General features: G+C 69.1%; 14 protein-coding genes. 1 reads left to right on the top strand and 13 read right to left on the bottom strand.

The features are described 5' to 3' along the window. Positions 1-2 precede the first annotated feature (2 nt). The 7 genes from ACGFNK_RS29650 to ACGFNK_RS29680 all read right to left on the bottom strand — a co-directional run bounded on the left by ACGFNK_RS29650 (position 3) and on the right by ACGFNK_RS29680 (position 9,320). Positions 3-2,306: a hypothetical protein gene (locus ACGFNK_RS29650; RefSeq protein WP_393420759.1), complete on the bottom strand. Its 2,304-nt coding sequence runs from the start codon at positions 2,304-2,306 to the stop codon at positions 3-5. A 5-nt stretch (positions 2,307-2,311) separates the two neighbouring features. After that, positions 2,312-2,638: a hypothetical protein gene (locus ACGFNK_RS29655; protein WP_393420761.1), complete on the bottom strand. Its 327-nt coding sequence runs from the start codon at positions 2,636-2,638 to the stop codon at positions 2,312-2,314. A gap of 122 nt (positions 2,639-2,760) precedes the next feature. Continuing rightward, on the bottom strand, positions 2,761-3,585 hold the full coding sequence (locus ACGFNK_RS29660; protein ID WP_393420763.1) for a carbohydrate ABC transporter permease: 825 nt from the start codon (positions 3,583-3,585) through the stop codon (positions 2,761-2,763). Beyond that, positions 3,582-4,511: a carbohydrate ABC transporter permease gene (locus ACGFNK_RS29665; RefSeq protein WP_393420765.1), complete on the bottom strand. Its 930-nt coding sequence runs from the start codon at positions 4,509-4,511 to the stop codon at positions 3,582-3,584. The genes ACGFNK_RS29660 and ACGFNK_RS29665 overlap by 4 nt, the downstream gene beginning before the upstream one ends. Continuing rightward, positions 4,508-5,797: an extracellular solute-binding protein gene (locus tag ACGFNK_RS29670; RefSeq protein ID WP_393420767.1), complete on the bottom strand. Its 1,290-nt coding sequence runs from the start codon at positions 5,795-5,797 to the stop codon at positions 4,508-4,510. The genes ACGFNK_RS29665 and ACGFNK_RS29670 overlap by 4 nt, the downstream gene beginning before the upstream one ends. 107 nt (positions 5,798-5,904) lie before the next feature. Further along, positions 5,905-6,912 (bottom strand): LacI family DNA-binding transcriptional regulator, encoded by a 1,008-nt coding sequence (locus ACGFNK_RS29675; protein WP_393420769.1) that lies wholly within the window; start codon positions 6,910-6,912, stop codon positions 5,905-5,907. Positions 6,913-6,914: 2 nt separating this feature from the next. Next, a complete protein-coding gene (locus ACGFNK_RS29680) occupies positions 6,915-9,320 on the bottom strand; it encodes a SpoIIE family protein phosphatase (RefSeq protein WP_393420771.1) in 2,406 nt (801 codons plus the stop codon). Positions 9,321-9,662: 342 nt separating this feature from the next. Between ACGFNK_RS29680 and ACGFNK_RS29685 the strand changes: the two genes are divergently transcribed. Then, entirely contained in the window at positions 9,663-10,511 is an 849-nt protein-coding gene (locus ACGFNK_RS29685) for a glycosyltransferase family 2 protein (protein WP_393420872.1), read from the top strand. An 88-nt stretch (positions 10,512-10,599) separates the two neighbouring features. On the opposite strand, the gene ACGFNK_RS29690 is transcribed toward ACGFNK_RS29685, so the two are convergent. From ACGFNK_RS29690 to ACGFNK_RS29715, 6 genes are all read right to left on the bottom strand, one after another. Next, positions 10,600-12,291 (bottom strand): bifunctional 3'-5' exonuclease/DNA polymerase, encoded by a 1,692-nt coding sequence (locus ACGFNK_RS29690; RefSeq protein WP_393420773.1) that lies wholly within the window; start codon positions 12,289-12,291, stop codon positions 10,600-10,602. Positions 12,292-12,362: 71 nt separating this feature from the next. Further along, complete coding sequence (locus ACGFNK_RS29695; protein ID WP_393420775.1) at positions 12,363-13,097, bottom strand: Clp protease N-terminal domain-containing protein; 735 nt, start codon at positions 13,095-13,097, stop codon at positions 12,363-12,365. Positions 13,098-13,175: 78 nt separating this feature from the next. Then, on the bottom strand, positions 13,176-13,805 hold the full coding sequence (locus ACGFNK_RS29700; RefSeq protein ID WP_393420777.1) for a LysE family translocator: 630 nt from the start codon (positions 13,803-13,805) through the stop codon (positions 13,176-13,178). Positions 13,806-14,054: 249 nt separating this feature from the next. Next, positions 14,055-14,951, bottom strand: a complete 897-nt coding sequence (locus tag ACGFNK_RS29705) for a maleylpyruvate isomerase N-terminal domain-containing protein (RefSeq protein WP_393420779.1) — start codon at positions 14,949-14,951, stop codon at positions 14,055-14,057. Continuing rightward, positions 14,948-15,109, bottom strand: coding sequence for a hypothetical protein (locus ACGFNK_RS29710; RefSeq protein ID WP_393420781.1), 162 nt, complete (start codon positions 15,107-15,109; stop codon positions 14,948-14,950). Before ACGFNK_RS29710 ends, ACGFNK_RS29705 begins: the two co-directional genes overlap by 4 nt. Beyond that, on the bottom strand, positions 15,109-16,044 hold the full coding sequence (locus tag ACGFNK_RS29715; protein WP_393420783.1) for an alpha/beta fold hydrolase: 936 nt from the start codon (positions 16,042-16,044) through the stop codon (positions 15,109-15,111). Before ACGFNK_RS29715 ends, ACGFNK_RS29710 begins: the two co-directional genes overlap by 1 nt. Between the last annotated feature and the right edge of the window lie 44 nt (positions 16,045-16,088).

The raw sequence follows: 16,088 nt of genomic DNA on the forward strand, positions 1-16,088 counted from the left end.
CCCTACACCTCGCCCAGCTCGATCTCGAAGTCCCCCGCGACCGCTGTGCCCGCCGCGTTCCCGAGGCCCACGTCGTGCCGGAACCGGTGCTCCAGGCATGCCTTCAGCAGGGTCAGCGTCGTGCGGGACGCCTCGTCGAGTAGGGGGTGCTTCTGCACCTCGACCACTTGGCCCAGTTCTTGATGGGTCATCAGGCCCATGGGCCGGGCGATGAACGGGCGAAGGGGGAAGGTGGTCAGGATGTAAAGGTCGATCGTGCCGTCCGCACTTCCCACGGCCAGCACGTCGCCCCTCGGCGACAGTCGCGTGATGAGGGCCGTGCTTACCTCGTCGTTGAGCGCCATTCGCTCGGATATGAGCTCGTCGGGTACGAGAGCGTCGCGGGTAGGCGGCACATCAAGGAGTTCCAGGTGCAGCTCGTGGGTGAAGTTGACCGCGACGAACCGGTTCAGCGCGGGCGACCAGGCGAGCTCCGTCACATCGGCCGAAGGTGACCAGACGGGGATGGTCATCGAAGGTTCGGCGGAGGTGAGCGGCTCGTGCCACACTTTCAGTTCGCCCGTATTGGTGCAGCTGACGAGGGTGGACGGCGACAGGGCGACGGGTGGTGTGGGGATGTTCTCCATCGTTCCCGAGCCGTCGTCGAGCTTGTTCACCACGAAGCTGCCGAGGTCGGCGACCACGGCAGCTTCAAAGACGTCGATTATGGCGATGAGCCGACCGCCGGGATCCACCGCGGCGATCAGCGGTTCGAAGTCTTCGCCCAGACCGTCCAGTACTCCGCTGGCGGCGAGGTCACCATGGGGCCCGCCGATGAACAACACCGGGTGATCGGAAAGATCCGCCTTGCTGAGCAGTGCGGACACGGCGAAGGCACGGTCTCCGGCAATGCGCTTCAGGCCCATGATTTCGTCGACTCCCGGGTCAAGCGCCCGTACACCGCTGCCGTCCACATGGTGGATCTTCGGCCTGCGGTGATTTCCCCCCTCCGCGCGGTAATCCACGTAGTACGGATCGGCCTCCGCGACGACCATGGTCCCGGAGCCCAGATGCGCGACTCGGTCCAGCGGATCTGTGAAGTCGCAATGCAGCCGCGACAGCGTTGTGCTGCCAAGGTCCACGATCCCCGCCCGGGCGAGGATCGGTTCCTCGGCAGGGGGTCCGTCGCCCACGAAGGCGAGTTGGGTACCGTCCGGCGAGAAATCGAGGTCAGTGATACCAGCGAGCCTCTCGTCGAGGTCGGCGAGCCTGATCCGGGTGTGCGGGGCGGGCGAAGGCTCGGCCGCTCCGGACAGGATGCTCATGGAGCCGTCCACAGCCTGTGGATCCGCGGCGCGCAGTGCTTCGAACGCGTCGCGGTCCTCCTCTCCGGCGGGGCGCCAGCCCTCGAACGTGCGAACCGTACGGACAGCTTCCGCCAGCGGCAGCAGCAGGGTGAACGACCACAATCGGTCCCAGTCCCGCTGCTCTTTCAACTGCCGTACCAAGTACGCGCGTTCCTGCTCGGTGAGCGACGCGATGTCGCCCTGCGCGGAACGCTGCCCCGCCAGCACCCGGAGCGCGTCAATGCCGCCGAATGCGGTCATCGCCTCCCGCAACGCCGAGCGCTCCTCGGCGGAGGCGCCCCGATACCCGAGCGCCAGAAACGCCCCCTCAGGATCCAGTGCCCGATACTGCTCGTGTTGACCGGTCCGTACGAAGAAGACGGCGCGCTGTACCTCGTCCGAGGGGGCGAGATGGTGCTCGGCGCAGAACGCCGCCGCCTCCGGCGAGTTGAGCGCCGCCGTGCAGTACAGGTCGATGACCTCGGGATCGCTCAGTGCCAGGAGTTGGGTTCGGGCCCGTTCACCGAGGGGGTGCCCGAAGCGGGTGGCGGCATCGACGAGCAACCGCGCATCGACAGCCCCGCTGTCGTCGCTCAGCGCGAAACGGCTGAGGACGCGCACCTTCTCGCTCTCGGAGGTCGTTGCGGCGCGGTTCCAACGCCTCAGAAGTGACCACAACTCGGCCTCGTGGCCATCGAGCCAGTCGCACCAAGCAGCGTCCACGAGCACATCGGGAACCGGCGTCGAACCGTCCGCCAGCTCCGCCACGAGCGGGGAGTCCCACCGCCGCCTCCCAGGTCCGGTCACCAGCGGCGACACCCAGGCCTCCCACACCGTCTCGGGGCCCAAGGACTCGAGGGCGTCCGCGACAGCACGTATGGCCGCGGGCGCACCGGAGTCGGCCGCGCGCAGCACGGTCACCAGAGACCTGAGGCGCCACCGGGACGCTCGCCCCACCAGCACAGCGATCCGTACCCGCATCGGCCTCACTCCGTTCCGGCCCGGCCGAGGGTGAGGTGTCCGTCCCCGCCGAGCGCGATGTCGTGGTCGGACAAGACCGCTGTATCCGCGTCGTCCCCGATGCCGATGTCGTGCTGGAAGCGGTGGACCAGGCAGGCTGACAATAGATCAAGCGCCTGTCGGGCCGTGTGGCCGAGGTCCGGGTACTGCTGGAGCCTGGTCACCTCTGTCAGGTCGTGGCGTCGCAAGGAGCCCATGGTCCTGGAGGGGAGCCAGTCCTGGGGCGTGAGGTCGTACAGGTTGACGGTGGTGCCCTGGCCCGCCACGGCGAGGAAGGAGCTCCACAGCCGCATGACGCTCACCCACCCTCACCCACCCTCTCCCAGCCCCACAGCCCCACAGCCCCATCAGCGTCGTACAGGACCTCCGGGACCGGTCCCGGCGCCCGGCCTCTGCGCCAACTCTCCCCAAACCCTCAGCCCTTGATGCTCCCCGCCGTGAGTCCGCCCACAATGAAGCGCTGGAAGATCGCGAAGACGCACACCACCGGAACGCACACGACAGCGGCCGTGGCCATCAGCGCTCCCCACGCGGTCCCGTGCTGGCCGACGAAGGAGTTGAGGAGGACGGTGACGGGCTGTACGCCGGGCTCCTTGGCGAGGGTGAGGCCGAAGACGAACTCGCCCCAGCCGATCAGGAAGGAGAGCCCGGCCACCGCCACCAGGCCGGGCACCATGAGCGGCAGGACGATACGGAGCAGTACGCCCGCGAGACCACAGCCGTCGACCAGCGCGGCCTCCTCCAGGTCCCTCGGCACGCCGCGCAGTACAGGACGCAGCACGATCACCGCGAACGGGAGGGTGAGGGTGGTGTCGGCGGCGATCAGACCGATGTACGTGTCGTCGATACCGGCCCGGCGTTCGAGGATGAACAACGGAGCTGCCAGCACGATGCTGGGCGGCAGTTGGGCGACGAGCAGCGCGAACACCATGGTGCCGGAGCCGCGCATCCGGACCCGGGCGAGCGCGTAGCTGAGGGGGACGCCGAAGAGCAGGGTGAGCGCGACCACTCCGCAGGAGATCACCAGGCTGTTGAACAGGGCCTGGAGAAGGGCGTCGTCCAATGCCGCCGAGTAGTTCTCGGTGGTGACCGGTGCGGGGATCCACCGCGGGGACTCGCCCAGGATCCGGTCCGGCCGCATGAGGCTGGTGTTGATCATCCAGTAGACCGGCAGCAGAAAGGCGGCGGTGATCAGCGTTGCGGTGGCGGTGAGCAGCCAGGGGCGGCGCGCCGGTTTCATACGGCCCCTTCCTCCCGTTCCTCCTGGCGCAGTCGCCGTACGTAGCCGATGCCCGCGAGCAGCGGTACGACGAGCAGCAGCAGTCCGGCGGCGGCGCCCTCGCCGAACCGGAAGAACCTGAAGAAGACCTCGTACACATAGAGCGAAAGGACGCTGGTGGCGTCGACCGGGCCGCCGCCCGTCATCACGAAGATGATGTCGAAGACCTTGAAGGTGTAGACGAGGCCGAGCAGCAGCACCGTCACCGAGACGGGCCGCATCAGTGGCAGGGTGATCCAGCGGAACCGCTGCAAGGCGCTCGCCCCGTCGATGGCGGCGGCCTCGTGCAGCTCCGGGTCGATGGTGTGCAGTCCGACCAGGAGCAGCAGCATGTTGAAGGGCACGCCGACCCATACGTTCGCGAAGACGACCCCGGCCAGGGCGGTGCCGGGGTCGATCAGCCAGTCACGCGCCAGGGTGTCCGGGCCGACGGCTCGCAGCAGGGCGTTGTACGCGCCTGACTCGCCGTCGAGCATCCAGCGGAAGAGGGTGCCGCTGACCACCGGCGGCAGCAGCCAGGCGACCAACAGCAGTGACCGAAGCAGGCCGTTCAGCGGGAAGGGCCGGGCGAAGAGCAGGGCAAGCGCGAAGCCGATCGTGAACTGGAACAGCAGTGAGCCCACGGTGAACACCACCGAGAGCCGGGCCGCGTGCCAGAAGTCCGGGTCGGCTACGGTGGCCCGGTAGTTCGCGAGGCCGTTGAACCGCGTGGCCCCGCCGAGCAGTCCGCTCAGGCCCACGTCGTGCACGGAGGTCCAGGCGTTGTAGAGCAGGGGGTACGCCAGGAAGAGGGCGAGGAAGGCAAGGCCGGGGAGGGTGAAGAGGTACCCGGTCCGTCTCAGGCGGGCCGAGGGCGAGCGTGAAACGTTGGTACGGCGTGGTCTCACCGCCGCTCCAGCGCCTCGTCGATCTTCCCGGCGGCGGTCCTCGCCGCGGCCGAGGGCGCGGCGGAGTCGGTGAGTACGGCCTGCTCGGCGTCGGCGACGGCCCGGGAGATGTCCGGGTACCCCGGCCCGTATGTGCGCGGGCGGGCGAGGGACAACTGGCCGAGGAAGAGCCGCAGGGCCGGGTCGGAGGCCCAAGTGCCCTCATCGGCAAGGTCCTTGCGGGAGGGGAGGTTGCCGAACGAGTCCAGGTACGGCACCAGGACCGACGGGCGCTGGGTGTACTCCAGTACCTCCCACGCCTTGTCCTGCTTCTCGCTGCTCGCCATCACGACCCAGTTCTCGCCGCCCAGGCAAGTGGCGGCGGCCTTGTCGCGGGGGAGGGCGACGACGCTCCACTCCAGATCCGTCTCCTTCTTCAGGGTGGGGATCTGCCAGGGGCCGTTGATCTGCATCGCGGCGCGCCCGTCGATGAACCGGGTGTTGACGTCCTGCTGGGTCCAGCCCACGCACTGCTCGGACAGCGAGCCCTTGGCGACCAGGTCGTCGAGGAAGGTCAGCGCGGTCGCTCCGTCGGTGGCGAAGGTGTCCAGGTCGCCGCCGGTCTGCCACAGGAACGGCAGGAACTGGAAGACGCCCTCCTCGGTCCTGATCGCGCTCATCGCCAGGCCGAACCGGTTCCCGCTGGTCAACCGCTGCGCCGCGGCGGCCAGTTCGTCCCAGGTGGTGGGGGGCTTCACGTTCGCGGACCGGAGGATCTCGGTGTTGTAGTAGAGGGCGAGGCAGTTGCTGTTGTTGGGGATGCCGAGGGTCTTGCCGTCGACCTGGCAGCCGGCCCAGGGGCCCTTGTAGTACTGGTCGGCCTGGCCCCACTCCTCGACCCGGTCGGTGAGGTCGGCCAGCAGGTCGCTGCCGCCGAGGGAGTTCATCGCGACGTTGTCGACGATGGCGAGGTCCGGGAGGTCACCGGAGACCGCGCCCAGGGTGATCTGCCGCTCCAGGTCCGCGAAGGGGAAGGTGCGGCGGTCGATGCGTACGTCCGGGACGTTGGCCTCGATGTCCTCGATGAGGGCTCTCATGCCGGGCTGGAAGTTCTCCAGGGTGAAGTAGTCCCACCAGGTGAGGGTGGTCGTGCCTCCGCTTCCCTGCTCTGTGTTCCCTGAGTTTCCGGTATTTCCGAAACTGCAGGACGCCAGGGCCCCGGCCGTTCCGAGGGTGGCGGCTCCCGCACCCGCGGTACGCAGAAAGGCACGGCGGTCAAAGGCGCGGCGGTCAGTGGTGGACGGCATAGGAGGCTCCCATCAGCGTGTGGATCAGAACTCGCCTGCGTGTACTCGGCAGGGACTCGGCTCAGAAGTTCACTCGGCTCAGGAATTCATGAACGCATGTACTCGGCTCAGAAATCGGAACCTGGAAAATCCGGTATGTCGGGAAAATCGGGGAGTTCCGGCTCCGGCTCCGTACCGGGCACGGCCCTGCACCTGCCGGTACTCGCGCGCAGGGAGATGAGCGGCTTCAGCAGGACATGCCGGGGAGGCGCACCGGGCGAGGTGAGCCGTTCCACCATCAGCTCGACACCGACCCGGCTCATCTCCGCGGCGGGGATCTCGGCCGCGGTGAGCTCGGGTGTCACCTGCTCCGCCCAGCGCCCGGCCGCCACGCCGACGACCGAGAAGTCCCGGGGTACGGCACGGCCGTGCCGCGTCAGCCCGCGGTACAGACCGCCGAGGGATGCCTCGTTCATGGTGACGACCGAGGTGGTCGCCGGGTCGTCCCGCAGGATCCGCTCCAGCACCGCCTCGCCCCCGGCGATGTCCTCGTCGCAGAGATACGCGCGCGGGGTGAGCCCCAGCCGCGCCATGGCCTCGGTGTAGCCCTCCACCGCCAGGTGTGCGAAGCCGTACCCGCTGTCGAAGAGTTGCGCCGAGCGATTGACGAAGGCGATCCGGCTGTGCCCCAGGTCAGCGAGGTGCTGTACGCAACTGTCGGCCAGCCCGGCGAAGTCCAGATCGACCCATCCGGTCTCGTCCGCCCGCCGGTTCCTGCCGATGGTGACGAACGGAAACCCGGCCTTGGCGAGATGCTCGACCCGGTCGTCCTCCCGCCGGATCTCCATCACGATCAGCCCCTCCACCCGCCGTTCGGTGAGAATCCGCTGAAAGGAGGGATCGTTCTCGGATTCGCTGGGTGAGAGCAACAGGTCGTAGCCGTACTCCGTGGCGGTCTCGGCCACCCCGCCGATGAAGTCGAGCTGCATCGCGGTGTAGTGCCGGCGACGACGGGCGGGTGGATAGAGCAGCCCGAGGGTGTGGGTACGGCCACCGCCGGGGACCGACGCGACATCCTCACGCCCTGGGCCGCCACCCCCCGTCTCCGTCCCCGGCTCGCCCGTCCGTCCGCTCATCTTCAGCTGACCGGGAGTGGTTGTTCGGCCCAGATGGTTTTGCCCGTGGCGGTCTGGCGGGTGCCCCAGCCCTGGGTGAGCTGAGCGACCATGTGCAGTCCGCGTCCGCCCTCGTCGAAGATGCGGGCGCGGCGCAGATGGGGAGCCGTGTTGCTGGCGTCGGAGACCTCGCAGATGAGTGCGCGGTCGCGGATGAGGCGCAGGCCGATGGGGACCGCTCCGTACCGGATGGCGTTGGTGACCAGCTCGCTCACCACCAGCTCGGTGATGAACGCCGCCTCCTCCAGGCCCCAGGTCGCCAGTTGGCGGGAGGTCTGGGCGCGGGCGGCGGCGACGATCGCCGGGTCGGACGGCAGGGCCCACGCGGCGACCTGGTCGGCGTGCAGCGCGCGGGTACGCGCGAGAAGCAGGGCTACGTCGTCGTCACGGCTGTCGGGCAGCAGCGCCTTGAGAATGGCGTCGCAGGTGACGTCGAGCGAGGGCACGGGGGAGGCGAGGGCCTTGCAGAGCCGGTCGAGTCCGGCACCGACGTCATGGTCGCGGGCCTCGACCAGCCCGTCGGTGTAGAAGGCGAGCAGGGAGCCCTCGGGCAGTTCGATCTCGGTGGACTCGAAGGGCAGCCCGCCGACCCCCAGCAGCGGCCCGGGCGAGAGCTCGACCAGGGTGACCGTGCCGTCGGGCCGCAGCACGGCGGGCGGCGGATGGCCGGCGCTGGCCAGGGTGCACACGCGCGAGACCGGGTCGTAGACGGCGTACAGACATGTGGCGCCGATCTCGCCGAAGTCACCGAGGTCCGGCAGGTCCGCGTTGAGGATGTCGTCGTCCGTGGAGAGATGGGTGACCAGGTCGTCGAGGTGGGTGAGGAGTTCGTCCGGCGGCAGATCGACGTCGGCGAGCGTACGGACCGCCGTACGCAGCCGCCCCATGGTCGCCGAGGCATGCAGCCCATGGCCGACCACGTCCCCGACGACCAGGGCGACCCGCGTCCCGGAGAGCGGTACCACGTCGAACCAGTCGCCGCCCACCCCGGCTCCCGAACCGGCCGGCAGATAGCGGAACGCGACCTCGACGGCCGCCTGCTCGGGGAACTCGCGCGGCAGGAGGCTGCGTTGCAGCGTGAGCGCGTTGGTGCGCTCGCGGGTGTAACGGCGTGCGTTGTCCACGCCGACGGCCGCCCGCCCCGCCAGCTCCTCGGCGAGCACCAGATCGTCCTCGGCGAAGGCATCCGAGGACCGGCCCCGGGCGAAGAGGGCAACCCCGAGCGTGATCCCGCGGGCCCGCAGCGGAACCGCCATGATCGAGTGGAAACCCCGCCCGCGTACGCTCGCGCTCCTGGCCTCGCTCTGCCCGATCCACCGCACGAAGTCGGGATCGTTCGCCCCGCTGAGCACCGCCCGCCCGGTGGCCAGACAGCGCGCCGGCGGCGAGTACGGGGGATAGGTGTCGGCCTCGCCGAGGTCGACCGCCGCCTCGGGCGCCCCCTCGGTGCTGCTGGACGCGTGCGCGATCCGCCGCAGCACCACGTCCGCATCCACCGGTCCCGCGACCGGTTCGTCCCCGCGGGTCACGGAGTCGAGCAGGTCCACACTGATGAAGTCGGCGAGCCGGGGCACGACCAGATCGGCGAGTTCCTGAGCGGTACGTGTCACATCCAAGGTGGTGCCGATACAGGCGCCCGCCTCGTTCAGCAGGGCCAGCCGCTGCCGCGCCCAGTGCTGTTCGCTGCTGTCGAACGTGGCGGTGCCGACCCCGCACACCCTGCCGGTGACGGGATCCAGGACGGGCCACATCTCGGTGACGCGGGCGTGCTCGCGGAAGGAGGAGGGGGCGGACGGGGCCTCGATGTGGCGTTCGTAACGCATCGGCGTGGCCTGCTCGGCCACCTGGTCGATGTGCCGCAGGAATGCCTCGTCTCCTTCGTCGTCCTCGTCTGTGTCGACTCCCTCGTTCGTGTACTGGCCGGTGTGCTGCGCCGACATGGTGACGTGCCACCCGTGCGACCCCGAACCCTTCGTGAAGGCGGACAGGGCGATCGAGGACTGGGCGAACGCCCACTCCACCACCTCGCCGTCGTCCGCCTCGTGGCCGTATGTCGGCTGGGGCACGTCCGTGGTGGCGGTCACGAGATACGCCTCCGTCTCGCCATTCCGGTCCAGCGAGGGGGAGGAGTGCAGGCTCAGATCGAGACGGTGACCGTCCTGATGGCGGAGGGCTGCCGTACCGCTCCATTCCTGCGTACTGGCCAGGGCGTAACCGGTGGCGTCGGAGAGTCCCACGGTGGCGAGCAGATCGGCCCCCCTGCGCCCCACGATCTCCGGCGCGCTGTAGCCCAGCAGCCGGCGAGCTCCTTCGCTCCAGCCCGTGACGATGCCCCGTGGGCTGATGGTGGCTGTGGCGACGGTGTCCATCGTTCGCTCAATTCGCGCCAGTCATGTCAGTGATAGTCCTGGTTAGTCCTCAGCGTGCGCGCTCGGGACTGAACGGACAAGTCGGACTCGCGTGCAGAACGAATGCGCCGAAGACCGTACGAAGGCTGCACGAAGGCCGTACGCCGTGAGCGCGTCTTCATCTCCTTACGTACCTCGAAGGGGAGCCCGGATTCCTGCCCGCTCCTGCCTGCCGACACAGCCTCGAACTCAGAATGTACTTAAGACGTCCTTACCGTTAACGGCTAGCATCGTCCCCGTTGTCGAGTGAGTGGGGTGGGCGTCGTGGCGGTCGAACCGCGGATCGCTGTTGCCGTGGTGACCATGGGGAATCGGCCCGCGGAGGTCGAAGCGCTGCTGGTCTCGGTGGCCAAGCAGGACCTCCCGCCGGCGAGAGTCGTGATCGTGGGGAACGGCTGCCCCCTGCCCGAGTTCACCGGACTTCCCTGCGAGGTCACCACGATCGAGCTCGACGAGAACCTCGGCTGCCCGGGCGGCCGGAACGTCGCGCTGCGGCGGTTGCGTGAGTTCGGCGACGTGGACGTCGTGGTCGAACTGGACGACGACGGTCTGCTCGTCGACACCGATGTCCTCAGCAAGGTACGGGACTTGTACGCCGCCGATCCGCGCCTCGGCATCGTCGCCTTCCGCATCGCCGACGAGCACGGCGAGACGCAGCGGCGCCATGTGCCGCGGCTGGGCGCCAAGGACCCGCTGCGCGGCGGGCTCGTGACCGGCTTCCTCGGGGGCGCGCACGCCTTCTCGATGAAGATGCTCGCGCAGATCGGCGACTGGCCCGCGGAGTTCTTCTTCGCACACGAGGAGACCGACCTGGCATGGCGGGCCGCGGATGCCGGCTGGACCATCCGTTATGTCCCTGAACTGCTGCTCCAGCACCCCAAAACCTCTCCCGCCCGGCACGCCATCTACCACCGCGTCACGGCACGCAACCGCGTCTGGCTGACCCGGCGCCGGCTGCCCCTCCCGCTCATCCCTGTCCACCTGGGCGTCTGGATCGCGCTGACCCTCTTGCGTACGCGCTCCGTCGGCGGTCTGCGCGCCTGGTTCGGCGGCTTCGTGGAGGGCCTGCGGGAGCCGGGCGGCGAACGGCGGCCGATGCGCTGGCGCACCGTGTGGCATCTCGCACGGCTGGGGCGACCGCCGGTCATCTGAGGCCGCCGTTTCAGGCGGCCTTGGTGACGTCCGGTGCGGTATAGCCGGCCCCAGATTCATCACCGTGCTTCCAGCGGAGCCAAGGCACTCATTTGGCGTCCGCATAGCACTCCACGACCGCCGTCGTGAACGGAAACCGCACCGGCGTCTCGCCGAACGTCAGCCGGCCCGCCAGGTCCGCCGCCTCCCGTATCGCCGTGACCACCGTGTCCGCCTCCTCGGCCGGGCAGTGCATCATCACCTCGTCGTGCTGGAAGAAGACCAGCTCGGCGGCCAGGTCCGCACAGCTGCGCCGGAGCGCGGCAAGCATCAGCAGAGCCCAGTCGGCGGCGCTGCCCTGGACGACGAAGTTACGGGCGAAGCGGCCACGCGCGCGGGAGTTGGTGGACGCGTACCCCGGCACCCACTCCTCAGTGTCGACGGCCTCGACAGGCGGCTCGTCCTGCGGAATCCCCGCCTCCTCGGCCGAGTCGGCGGCGCCCACCGCCGGAGGACAGGTCCGCCCCAGCCACGTACGCACGAGCCGTCCCTCCTCGCCCGCCCGCGCCGCCTCGTCCACGTACGCCACGGCCCTGGGGAAGCGGCGGCGCAGCGCGGCGAGGTTCTTGAGGCCGTCCCCGGAGGTCTGGCCGTACACCGCGCCGAGCACCGCGAGCTTCGCCTGGTCGCGGTTGCCGGCGAAGGCGCGTTCGGACACGGACTGGTAGAGGTCGGTCTCCCGACCCGCGACCTCCATCAGGCCCGGGTCGCGCGAGATCGCGGCCAGTACGCGCGGCTCCATCTGGTCGGCGTCCGCCACGACGAGCCGCCAGCCCGGGTCGGCGATCACGGCGCGACGGATCACCTTGGGGATCTGCAGCGCGCCCCCGCCATTGGTCACCCAGCGCCCGGTGACCGTCCCGCCCGGCAGATACTCCGGCCGGAACCGCCCGTCCCGCACCCAGTCCTGCAGCCACGACCAGCCATGGGCGACCCAGATGCGGTACAGCGTCTTGTACTCCAGCAGCGGCTTCACCGCCGGATGGTCGACGGCCTCGATCTCCCACCGGCGCGTGGACTTCACCTTGATCCCGGCCTGCGCGAAGGCCTTCACCACGTCGGCAGGCAGATCGGGCCGCACCCGGCGCCCGAACGCGGCCGACACCTCGTCCGTCAGCTCGGCAAGGCGCTTGGGCTCGCCCCCGCCCGCATACCGCTCGCCGAGCAGCTCGTGCAGCACCTCGCGGTGCACGTCCGCGCTCCACGGCAGCCCGGACGCGTTCATCTCGGCGGCCACCAGCGTGCCCGCGGACTCCGCGGCGGTCAGCAGCCGCGTCCTGTCGGGGTGCGCGGTCGCGTCGTGCCGCCGCTGCTGATCGGCGTACACCTCTATGAGCTGTTCCAGCGGTACGTGTACGGGGCGCGGCTCGAACAGCGAGGACTGCGAGCCCGGTTCGGCGGAACGCTGCGGTGGATCCGGCGGTACGGGGCCGCCGCGCAGCCTCGCGAGCGCGGCTGCCGCCGACCGGGGTTCGCCGAGTCGCCCCTCGTGGCCGAGCAGGAGGTTCTCGGCGACCTCGATGTCGTAGCACCGCTCTACGCGGATGCCCGCGTCGAGGAGCCGGGGGTAGACCTCGGCCGTCGCCCGCCACACCCAGCGGGCGACCTGCGGTCGGCTGCGCACGGCCGTGACGAGGTCCGGCTCCTTCACGACCGGCCCCGCGGGCAGCCCGTCCGAGCCGAGGGGGGCGAGCTCGGCTCCGCCCTCCTCGGCCGGTGCGAGAGCCCACCGGTCGCTCATGACGGCGAGTCTCGCAGGCAGGTCTGACAACGGGGTCTGACAGGCTCGTGACCTGCGCTTTTAGTGCTGAGTCATTCCTCTTCCCGGAGAGCCTTCGCCACCTTCTCCAGCATCTTCGCGATGCTGGCCTCCGCGGCCGTCTTGTCCAGGCCCAGTCCACTGAGTACGCCCGTACCGCCCTCGTGCTCCAGCAGCGCGAGCAGGATGTGTTCCGTGCCGATGTAGTTGTGGCCGAGCCGGAGGGCCTCGCGGAAGGTGAGTTCGAGGGCCTTCTTGGCGTTGCTGTCGAAGGGGATGAGTGCGGGTACGTCCTCGGCGCGCGGCGGCAGGGCGGCGGTCGCGGCCTCGCGCACGGCCTCCAGGGTGACGCCCTGCGCGGTGATCGCCTTCGCCCCGAGGCCGTCCGGATCGGCGAGCAGGCCGAGGACCAGGTGCTCGGTGCGGATCTGGTCGTTGCCCGCGGTCTTGGCCTCGTTCTGGGAGACGACCACCACGTTCCTGGCCCGTGGCGTGTAGCGGCTGAAGCCCTGGCTGGGGTCGAGGTCCGACTCGCCCTTCGGCACGAACCGCTTCTGGGCGGCCTGCCGGGTGACCCCCATGCTCTTGCCGATGTCCGTCCAGGACGCGCCCGAACGCCGGGCCTGGTCCACGAAGTGACCGATCAGGTGGTCGGCCACGTCGCCGAGGTGATCCGCGGCGATCACTGCGTCCTGGAGCTGGTCGAGCGCGTCGGTGTGGACCTTCTTGATGGCTTGGATGAGGTCGTCGAGACGTACGGATGCCGTGACAGCTGAGTTCTCGGTCATGCGTCAACCGTAGGTTGACGGTGCCGAGGTGTCAACCTTGGGTTGACGGTGAATCTCGCGCTCGCGGCCCGAAGGCCGCTACTTCGGTGAAGCCACGAGCAGTCGGACCGCGAGCCCCGTGAAGACCGTCCCGCTGAAGATGTTCAGACCCCGGGCCACCCGGCGGCTGCGGCGCAGCAGGTTGGAGAGGCGCCCGGAGAGCAGGCCGACCGAGGCGTCGAAGGCGAATCCGATGACCACCAGGGTGGCGCCGAGGATGAGGAACTGGCCCATGACGTGCCCTAGTTCGGGATTCACGAACTGCGGCAGGAACGCCACGTTGAAGAGAATCACCTTCGGGTTGAGAAGGTTGGTGACCGCGCCTTGCCAGAAAGCGCGCCGCCGGCCCGGACCGAGGGTGCCGCCCTCCTCGACCAGCACGGAGCGGTCTCTGAACGCCTTGACCGCAAGGTAGAGGAGATACGCCGCTCCCACCCAGCGAAGTACGTGGTAGAGGGTCGGCAGGGCACTGAACAGCGCTGAGAGCCCCAACATCGCGGCCACCGCATGCACCAGCATCGCGAAGGCCACCCCGGCAGCCGCCATCACCCCCGCGACCGGACCACCACGGCCGCCCATCGCCACGATGAACATCATGTCGGGCCCTGGACTCACGACCAATGCGAGTGCGGCAACCAGAAACGCTGCGTAGAGGGAAGTGTCGACCATGCGTGCATGCTTTGCGCCGCCGCTACGGGACGCGACCGAATTTCACGAACTGAGACGGGTTGCCTCCGGCGGTTGGCTGGCTTCGTGCCCCTGACGGGGTGCGCCCCTCGGTCAGGGGCACCATCCCAAGGCCCGACCTCACCCGGTCTTCGGGGCCGTATAGCGGGGCCCAGCAAAGTCGGTGACGCTCGGGCACGACCCAAATGTTCCATATTGTCAGTATTGCTGGTCGATCGGCCGACGAACGTGCTACGGGGGGCTTATGACGGTGAGCATGCGGGCGAGCTTCCATGGCCGACGACCCCAGGCGGCGAGCTTTCCTCCAAGAAGCGGTTTCCATATTCCTTGTCGGCCGATGAACACCAGCATGAGAGCTGAGGGGTCGGCAGAGATGTGGGAGTCAACGTCACGTGCGCACCCCGCGTCGAGCCTCAACGAACCGCGGTCGAAGACAAGCACCGTGCGTCCGCCACCGCGCAGGCGCATTTCGACCCGACCTCGGAAGGATCCCGCCTTCTCCTGGTTCACGAAAGCAGTGGGCGGCAGAGCCGCGATCAGCGGAAGCACGGCGCCCTCGACCGCGAGCAGAGCGTGGTGACGTCGTATCGGCCACGGGCGCCCAGTGGCTGTGGCGATGTCATGGCCGTGGATCAGGCATTCTTCGAGCAGGTGACACGCCACCGCCGAAGGCGGCAGGCGGACACCTTGCAGCCAATCGACGGTGGCTGCTCGCGAACGCGACGCGACGTCGTTGAACTCGTTTGCAAGCGTGGCGATGCGATCTGCGAGTACGGCTGGGTCCCGTTCGCCGTCCTCGGCCAACATCTTCGCGTTGACCTCGGCCATTCCCGTCGGCGTCACTGTGGCTTGTGGGACCGATCTTCCGGCGAGGGCGTCGGTGTCGAAGCGAAAAACATGAGACAGGTGAGCCGCGACATCGCCCACCGTCCACGCACCGACCGAAACGGAGTCGGCGTCGGGGACGCTCCGCACAAGTGTGACGAGGCTGGGGACAACGTCCCGCAACGCCGCACAAGCCTGGGCCAGGGTGTCGGGTGCACCACTGTGCGCCGGAGCCGGGAGCATGGCTGTACCTTCCTGGGCGTCAGGGTCTGGCCTCGCCTGGGGTATGGGGGTGCCCGTCATCGGACCTGCGCCAAAAGGCCGCCTTGGCCGCTCGTCGTCACTACCACCTTGTCGGCTGCGAGAAAGGCGAGTCCGCCGAACATCGTCTGTTCGGCCACAGGCGAGCCGTCCACCGGCAGCTCCCGGACACGGTTGGCCAGGTGCACGTCATAGGCCACTACGGCTCCCTTGCCGTTTTCCGCCGGATGTCCTCGCGAGCCGGGGGTGTGCGCCCCCGGCCGGGCGCGAACCGCCAGTCGCGGATCGCCGCCGCGAACCGGTCGGGTGCGTCGGACTGCACGAAGTGGCCGGCGCCTTCGACGATGACGGTGTGGTGGTCGGCGAAGACCTGCTCCCATCGCTGTCGCTCCTTGGCGCGGAAAGCGAGGTCGGCGTCGCCCCAGACGATGAGCGTCGGGAGTGACGCGAGGTCGGGGAGCCCGGCCTCGACACCGGCGAGAAAGGCGCGGTCGGCGGTGATGCGCCGGGGAAGCACGGCCGACGCGCCACGTCGCCCAGGAGTAGCGAGAGCCTGTCGGTAGTGCGCCATCTCGTCGGCGGTCGGCTGTCGCAGCCGGTGCCCGGCGGGGATCATCGCGTTGACGAACAGGTTGAACCGCCTTGTCAGTTCGCGTCCGACCGGTCCACCCAGGAGGCGGGAGGCCAGCTCGACGGGCAGGTCGCCGTTGAGCGGCCACGCCCATGTGTTGGCCAGGACGAGGCGTTCGAACTTGTCTGGCCGCTGCTCGGCCGCGGACAAACCGATCGGCCCTCCCCAATCGTGTACGACGAGCGTGGCACCCGACAGGTCCAGGCGGTCGAGGAAAGCCACGACCACGGCGGCCTGCTCCTCGGGGAGATACCCGTAGCCCGGGCGGGCCGAGGACAGTCCGAAGCCGGGGTAGTCCAGGGCGACGCAGCGGAACTGGTCCCGCAGGGCACGGATCACGTCGCGATACACAAACGACCAGGTCGGGTTGCCGTGCAGCAGCAGCAGCGTCGGCCCCGATCCTTCGTCCACGTAGTGGACGGTGTGCCCGTCGATGGTGACGAAGCGGCTCTCGAACGGGAACAGTTCGTCATCGACCCACGTCGGCCTTCCCCCGTCAGCCATGACCACACTCCTCTCGCCGTGTGCTGGATATTGTCAGGCTGACT

It is taken from the genome of Streptomyces sp. NPDC048825 (genome assembly GCF_043198355.1).
GTDB lineage: Bacteria > Actinomycetota > Actinomycetes > Streptomycetales > Streptomycetaceae > Streptomyces > Streptomyces xiangluensis.

Bases quoted from the DNA above. Each gene is read 5' to 3' on its own strand.
- ACGFNK_RS29675 (WP_393420769.1), bottom strand. From the start codon at position 6,912: ATGAGCGGACGGACGGGCGAGCCGGGGACGGAGACGGGGGGTGGCGGC.
- ACGFNK_RS29705 (WP_393420779.1), bottom strand. From the start codon at position 14,951: ATGACGGGCACCCCCATACCCCAGGCGAGGCCAGACCCTGACGCCCAG.
- ACGFNK_RS29700 (WP_393420777.1), bottom strand. From the start codon at position 13,805: ATGGTCGACACTTCCCTCTACGCAGCGTTTCTGGTTGCCGCACTCGCA.
- ACGFNK_RS29680 (WP_393420771.1), bottom strand. From the start codon at position 9,320: ATGGACACCGTCGCCACAGCCACCATCAGCCCACGGGGCATCGTCACG.
- ACGFNK_RS29715 (WP_393420783.1), bottom strand. From the start codon at position 16,044: ATGGCTGACGGGGGAAGGCCGACGTGGGTCGATGACGAACTGTTCCCG.
- ACGFNK_RS29650 (WP_393420759.1), bottom strand. From the start codon at position 2,306: ATGCGGGTACGGATCGCTGTGCTGGTGGGGCGAGCGTCCCGGTGGCGC.
- ACGFNK_RS29690 (WP_393420773.1), bottom strand. From the start codon at position 12,291: ATGAGCGACCGGTGGGCTCTCGCACCGGCCGAGGAGGGCGGAGCCGAG.
- ACGFNK_RS29685 (WP_393420872.1), top strand. From the start codon at position 9,663: ATGGGGAATCGGCCCGCGGAGGTCGAAGCGCTGCTGGTCTCGGTGGCC.
- ACGFNK_RS29660 (WP_393420763.1), bottom strand. From the start codon at position 3,585: ATGAAACCGGCGCGCCGCCCCTGGCTGCTCACCGCCACCGCAACGCTG.
- ACGFNK_RS29695 (WP_393420775.1), bottom strand. From the start codon at position 13,097: ATGACCGAGAACTCAGCTGTCACGGCATCCGTACGTCTCGACGACCTC.
- ACGFNK_RS29655 (WP_393420761.1), bottom strand. From the start codon at position 2,638: ATGCGGCTGTGGAGCTCCTTCCTCGCCGTGGCGGGCCAGGGCACCACC.
- ACGFNK_RS29670 (WP_393420767.1), bottom strand. From the start codon at position 5,797: ATGCCGTCCACCACTGACCGCCGCGCCTTTGACCGCCGTGCCTTTCTG.